This window comes from Candidatus Binatia bacterium, from assembly GCA_036504975.1.
GTDB lineage: Bacteria > Desulfobacterota > Binatia > UBA9968 > UBA9968 > JAJPJQ01.
This window is the reverse complement of record DASXUF010000171.1, coordinates 1-5,383: the sequence shown is the minus strand read 5'-3', so window position 1 is coordinate 5,383 and position 5,383 is coordinate 1. Positions and strand designations below refer to the sequence as shown.

Sequence of the window (5,383 nt, the reverse complement as noted above, 5' to 3'; positions counted from 1 at the left end):
TTGATCAAGAAGCTGATCGCTCTCAGCAAGTGTCCCGACTACGTGGTCAACAAAGGCCACTACTTCGGCACCGACATGTTCAAGGAAGAGCCCGGCCTCAGCGACGACGACAAATGGGCGTTGATCGAATTTCTGAAGACGTTCTAGAAAGCGTGAGATCAGATGGAAGCGGCGGGTAACCGACCCGCGCAGCACGAGTACATCGTCGTCGGTTCGGGCGCCGGCGGCGGCACGCTGGCCGCGCGTTTGGCTGAGGGCGGCCATACGGTTCTCCTCATCGAGGCGGGCGGCGATCCGGGCAAACTCGCCGACTCCCGTCTGCCCGACGACTACGACGTTCCGGCCTTTCACCCGTTTGCTTCGGAAAACGAGGCAATGAGCTGGAACTTCTTCGTGCGTCATTACGCCGACTCCGACAGGCAACGGCGAGATATAAAATTCACCCCGGAGCGCGACGGAGTTCTCTATCCCAGGGCCGGAACCCTGGGAGGCTGCACGGCGCACAACGCGCTTATCTTCGTCTATCCCCACAACGACGACTGGGACTCCATTGCGCGGCTGACCGGCGACCCGTCCTGGAAGGCGGCGAGCATGCGCGCGTACTTCGAGCGCCTGGAGGAATGCCGCCACCGGCCGGTCTATCGGTGGCTGAAAAATCTCTTCCGCCTGAATCTCACGCGCCACGGTTTTAACGGCTGGCTTTCCGCCGAGAAAGCGGTACCTCTGGCGGCGCTCAAAAGCCGCAATCTTAGGCGCGTCATCCTCAAATCGGCGCAGGCGGCTTGCAAAAGCGACAGCCATTGGCGCGAGCGCCTTCGCTGGTTTGTTCAATCCCAGGCCGACCCCAACGACTGGCGCCTGATAAAACAAAACGCCTCCGGCCTGCGCTATGCGCCCCTCACCACGCGCGGGCACATGCGCGGCGGGAGCCGCGAACGCCTTCTTGACGTGGTCTGGACACATCGCGATAAGCTCACGATCGAGCTGAACGCGCTCGTCGCCCGCGTGCTTTTCGATAAGGACAAGCGCGCGGTCGGCGTCGAGTACTTGAAAGGCGAGCGCTTGTACCGCGCGGGCGCGAACCCGAGCGGCGAGCCCGGAGAAACGCGCCGGGCATTCGTCTCACGCGAGATTATTTTGTGCGGCGGCGCGTTCAACACGCCGCAGCTCCTCATGTTGTCGGGCATCGGGCCGGAGGAAGAGTTGCGGCGGCACGGCATCGACGTGCTCGTGCCGCTGCCGGGAGTCGGGACCAATCTTCAGGACCGGTACGAAGTGAGCGTCGTCAACCGAATGAAGGACGACTGGAAAATCATGGCCGGCGCCAAATTCGAAAGCGGAGATCCGCAGTATCAAGAATGGAAAGACGAAAAGGACGGCGTGTATATCACCAACGGCGGCATCCTCGTCGTGGCCAGAAAATCGACCCCGTCTCAGCCGCTCCCCGATCTCTTCTGCCTCGGCCTGCTGGCAAGGTTCGAGGGCTATTTTCCCGGATACTCGAAGCTCATCGCGCGCAACCATAATTATCTTAGCTGGGTCGTCTTGAAGGCGCATACGCTCAATCGCGGGGGAACCGTAAAGCTGCGCTCCGGTGATCCCCGCGATCCGCCTTGCGTCAACTTTCATTATTTCGAAGAGGGCAGCGATCGAAACGGAGAAGATCTGAGAGCCGTCGTCGAAGGCGTCAAGTTCGCGCGCGCCATGACCGCTCGTCTCAAAGAGCGCGGATGGATCGCCGCGGAAGAGCTGCCGGGCGAAAAAGTCCAATCGGAGGAGGAGCTGCAAAAATTCGTGCGCGACAACGCCTGGGGGCATCACGCCGCCTGCACCTGTCAGATCGGGCCGCGCGAGAGCGGCGGCGTGCTCAGCGGCGACTTTCGCGTCCACGGCACCAAGGGCCTCCGCGTCGTGGACGCGTCGGTATTCCCGCGCATTCCGGGCTTTTTCATCGTCAGCGCGGTTTATATGATCGGCGAAAAAGCGGCCGATGTGATCCTCGCGGACGCCAAACCGACGCGATGACGGGTAAAAATGTTTAACACGAGGGAGAGTTTATGGAACACCTGAAGGTCATTTTTCCGGACAACGGTCGGGGCGTCTTGATCGACGGAAACCCTAATGGAACAACCAACGTCGTCATCCAAATAGAGGCCGGGACCTACACCGTCTCGCTCGCTCCGCCGCCGGATTGCAATCCGGCGCAGTGTCAGGTGGTTTTGGACCCGAACGAGACCGGACCGCTGAGTCCCAAGGAGGTGATCTTTGCAAAAGTTTAAACGCTTCGTTGCGCTCTTTGTTGCGGCGTGGCTGGCGTCGTGCGCCCGCTACCCACTGAACGATGAGCTCAAGAAGTACGACGATACGGCGGGCTATCGCTTCTCCCGATTCAGCGCCGACGGGCAGAACACCGATTCGATCTTCGTTTGTCTTGCCTTTTCCGGCGGCGGGACGCGCGCCGCCGCTCTATCTTACGGCGTGCTGAAAAAGCTCGCCGAGATCAAGATCGAGTGGGAAGGGAAGCAAAAAAGCCTGTTGGACGAAGTGGACTGCATCTCGTCGGTCTCGGGCGGATCGTTTACCGCGGCTTATTACGCGCTCTTTCGCGGGCGCGTGTTTAGCGAATTTCCCGATAAGTTTCTCTACCGCAACATCCAGAAGGAGCTGATCTCAAAATTGTTCAATCCCATCAATCTCGCCCGCATCCTGTCGCCCTATTTCAGCCGCATTGATCTGGCCGCCGAGCTTTACCACGATACCGTCTTCGAGAAACAAACTTTCGCCGAGCTGCTCGCCTCCAATCGAAGGCCGTTCTTGATTCTCAACGCGACCAACCTGGCGCTGGGCGAGCGCTTCGAATTCACCCAGGACCAGTTCGACCGTCTCGGCTCGGATCTCGCCGGCTATCCCATCGCCCGCGCGGTGGCCGCGTCGTCGGCGTTTCCGTTTCTGCTGAGTCCCTTGAGCTTGAAAAACCAGCCCAAGCCGGAGAACTATCAGACGCCGCTGGAATTCAAGAACGCCTTGCAAGACTTCGAAAGAAACCGCCGGCGCTACGAATGGGCCAAGAACCAGGTTCTCTACGAAGACAAGGAAAACCATCCCTACGTCCATCTGATGGACGGCGGCCTGGCCGACAACCTGGGCGTGCGCTTTATTTCCGACAGCTTTCGCCGGGGAACGATTCGGCGGCTGATCAACAACGATAAGATCAAGCGTCTCGTCATCGTAGTCGTCAACGCCGGAACCCAGCCGCCGGAGGACTTGGACAAGAGGGAGAGTCCGCCCGGTATCGCTACGGTCGCCTACAAAGTCGCCACGATCAGCATGGACAACTACACGTTTGAGACCATTGAGATGATGAAAGAGCTGCGCGACGGGCGCCTGCAGACTCAGCGCACCATCGACGATTGCCAGGGCAAACTCAAAGCGTGCCCGTCGGCCAAGCCGCTCGACCGTCTCGCGGGGGGCGATCTCGAGCCCTTCGTCGTCGATATCAACTTCGAGAGCCTGGCGGAAAACCCGCAGCGGCGCGACTACTTTCTCTCACTGCCGACCTCGTTCAAGCTCGAACGCCAGCAGGTGGACAATTTGATTGCCGTCGGCGGCGAGCTGCTGGAGAAGTCGCAGGAGTTCAAAAGTTTCATGGAGAGCTTGAAACCGTAACCCAGCCGCATCTTTTCTTCGCGAGGCCGTGATCGTATGATGGCGTTGCTGCGTTACGGCTTCTCCTCCATGAAAGAAAAATGTTGTTGGCTTGCGCTCGCGGCGACGCTCCTCCTCGGAGGTTGCGGCCCCGATGCGATAGATACGAAAAATTTAACGGCGTGCGTCGAGTTGGGTTCGGAGAGCCTTCGGCCGATCGCGGAAGAGCGCGCGAAAAGATTTCAGGGAAAGGTTCAAGAAGAGACCGCGCGCTGCCGGGGCGGCGAGAAGTCCGTCGCCTTGAGAAAAAATCCCTGGGTCGATTGGCAAAATTATTGGGGCGCGGGCGACGCCGGCAGCAAAGGTTCGGAGGCCTTTTGGCGCTTCGGTCATCTGAGTCCAAAGCGCCGCGGCCTCGAAGGCGCTCTGCTCGACCTCATCTATCAGCGCATCGAGCTGATCGAGTTCAATCTCTTCGACAACAGCGGGACTTATAAAAACTACGTTCAGGGCCGCGGCGGGACGGACGGCCCGCTGCTGAAGGTCTGGGATGAAATGCGCTTGCCGAAGGGACACCCTCAATACGCCGCCGTGGGCGGCGATGGACAGCAGCTCTGTTGGAACGATTCGATCCGCTTCCGCGCGCTCACGGGTATCTGCAACGACGTGGAAAATCCCCTCATGGGATCGACCGGCCAACCCTTCGCGCGCAACGTTCAGTTCGAGGCGACTTTCCCCGATCTGGGCAAGGACGAGCTTGCCAAAAACCGCCACGGCGACCGTCTCGGTCTGTTGCAGCCCGATCCGCAGGTGATCAGCCGCAAGCTCTTCACGCGCGCCCAATCTTTTCCCGAGAAGTGCCGCGAAGGCCGCGGCTTGCCCGATGCCTCGGCCGACGCCGAATGCAACTACAAGAAGGCGTCCACGTTCAACGTGCTCGCGGCATTCTGGATTCAGTTCATGACCCACGACTGGTTTTCGCACTTGGAGGAAGGGCGCAACGCATCAGAGATGGCGGCGATGGGGTGCGCGACGAAACTGGAGGGCGGCGTGGAAAAACCGCTGACGCCGGAAGTGATAGCCGGGCTGGGCTGCCGTCCGAGCGACCGTATCGACCGGGCGATTGTCGCCGATACCGGCGATCCACATGCGTTTACGCATGACGGAAAGAATTATTTGTCGCGCGCTTATAAGACGTCGCGCAACACGGTAACCGCCTGGTGGGACGCGTCGCAAATTTACGGCTACGACGATCCTTCGCGCGCGCGCGTCAAGCGCGATCCGAAGGATCCGGCCAAGCTGCTGCTGGTTCCGGCTCGAGCCGAAGAAAAATCGGGATATCTGCCCCTGTTGGAATCTTCCGACTCAATCAACCAGCAGTGGGCCGGACAGGAAGCGGTCGCGTTTCCCGACAACTGGACCGTCGGCTTGAGCTTCTTTCACAACGTCTTCGCGCGCGAGCACAACCTCTTCGTCGATGAATTCCGTAAACAGGACCCCGATGAAGATTCGGGTCTGCGCAACCCGGCTCGCCCCGACGAAATAATTCCCTATAAAAATGTCACCCCCGACGAGCTGTTCGAGATCGCGCGGCTCATGATCGCCGCGGAGATCGCCAAGATCCACACGATCGAATGGACGCCGCAGTTGCTTTACAACGAGCCTGCCTACCTGGCCATGAACGGGAATTGGAGCGGCCTCTTTGACGGCAAGGAGTTCGTCAAAACCATCCTCGAAA

4 protein-coding genes are annotated in these 5,383 nt (G+C 59.8%); all 4 read left to right on the top strand.

Annotation, left to right across the window (positions count from 1 at the left end; translation table 11 throughout):
- Positions 1–162 precede the first annotated feature (162 nt).
- Positions 163–2,025, top strand: coding sequence for a GMC family oxidoreductase (locus VGL70_20880; protein ID HEY3305982.1), 1,863 nt, complete (start codon positions 163–165; stop codon positions 2,023–2,025).
- A 32-nt stretch (positions 2,026–2,057) separates the two neighbouring features.
- Positions 2,058–2,279: a PEGA domain-containing protein gene (locus tag VGL70_20875; protein HEY3305981.1), complete on the top strand. Its 222-nt coding sequence runs from the start codon at positions 2,058–2,060 to the stop codon at positions 2,277–2,279.
- Positions 2,266–3,666, top strand: coding sequence for a patatin-like phospholipase family protein (locus VGL70_20870; protein ID HEY3305980.1), 1,401 nt, complete (start codon positions 2,266–2,268; stop codon positions 3,664–3,666). Before VGL70_20875 ends, VGL70_20870 begins: the two co-directional genes overlap by 14 nt.
- Positions 3,667–3,702: 36 nt before the next feature.
- On the top strand, positions 3,703–5,383 hold a 1,681-nt coding region (locus tag VGL70_20865), incomplete at its 3' end, for a peroxidase family protein (GenBank protein HEY3305979.1).

Bases quoted from the DNA above. Each gene is read 5' to 3' on its own strand.
- VGL70_20875 (HEY3305981.1), top strand. From the start codon at position 2,058: ATGGAACACCTGAAGGTCATTTTTCCGGACAACGGTCGGGGCGTCTTG.
- VGL70_20880 (HEY3305982.1), top strand. From the start codon at position 163: ATGGAAGCGGCGGGTAACCGACCCGCGCAGCACGAGTACATCGTCGTC.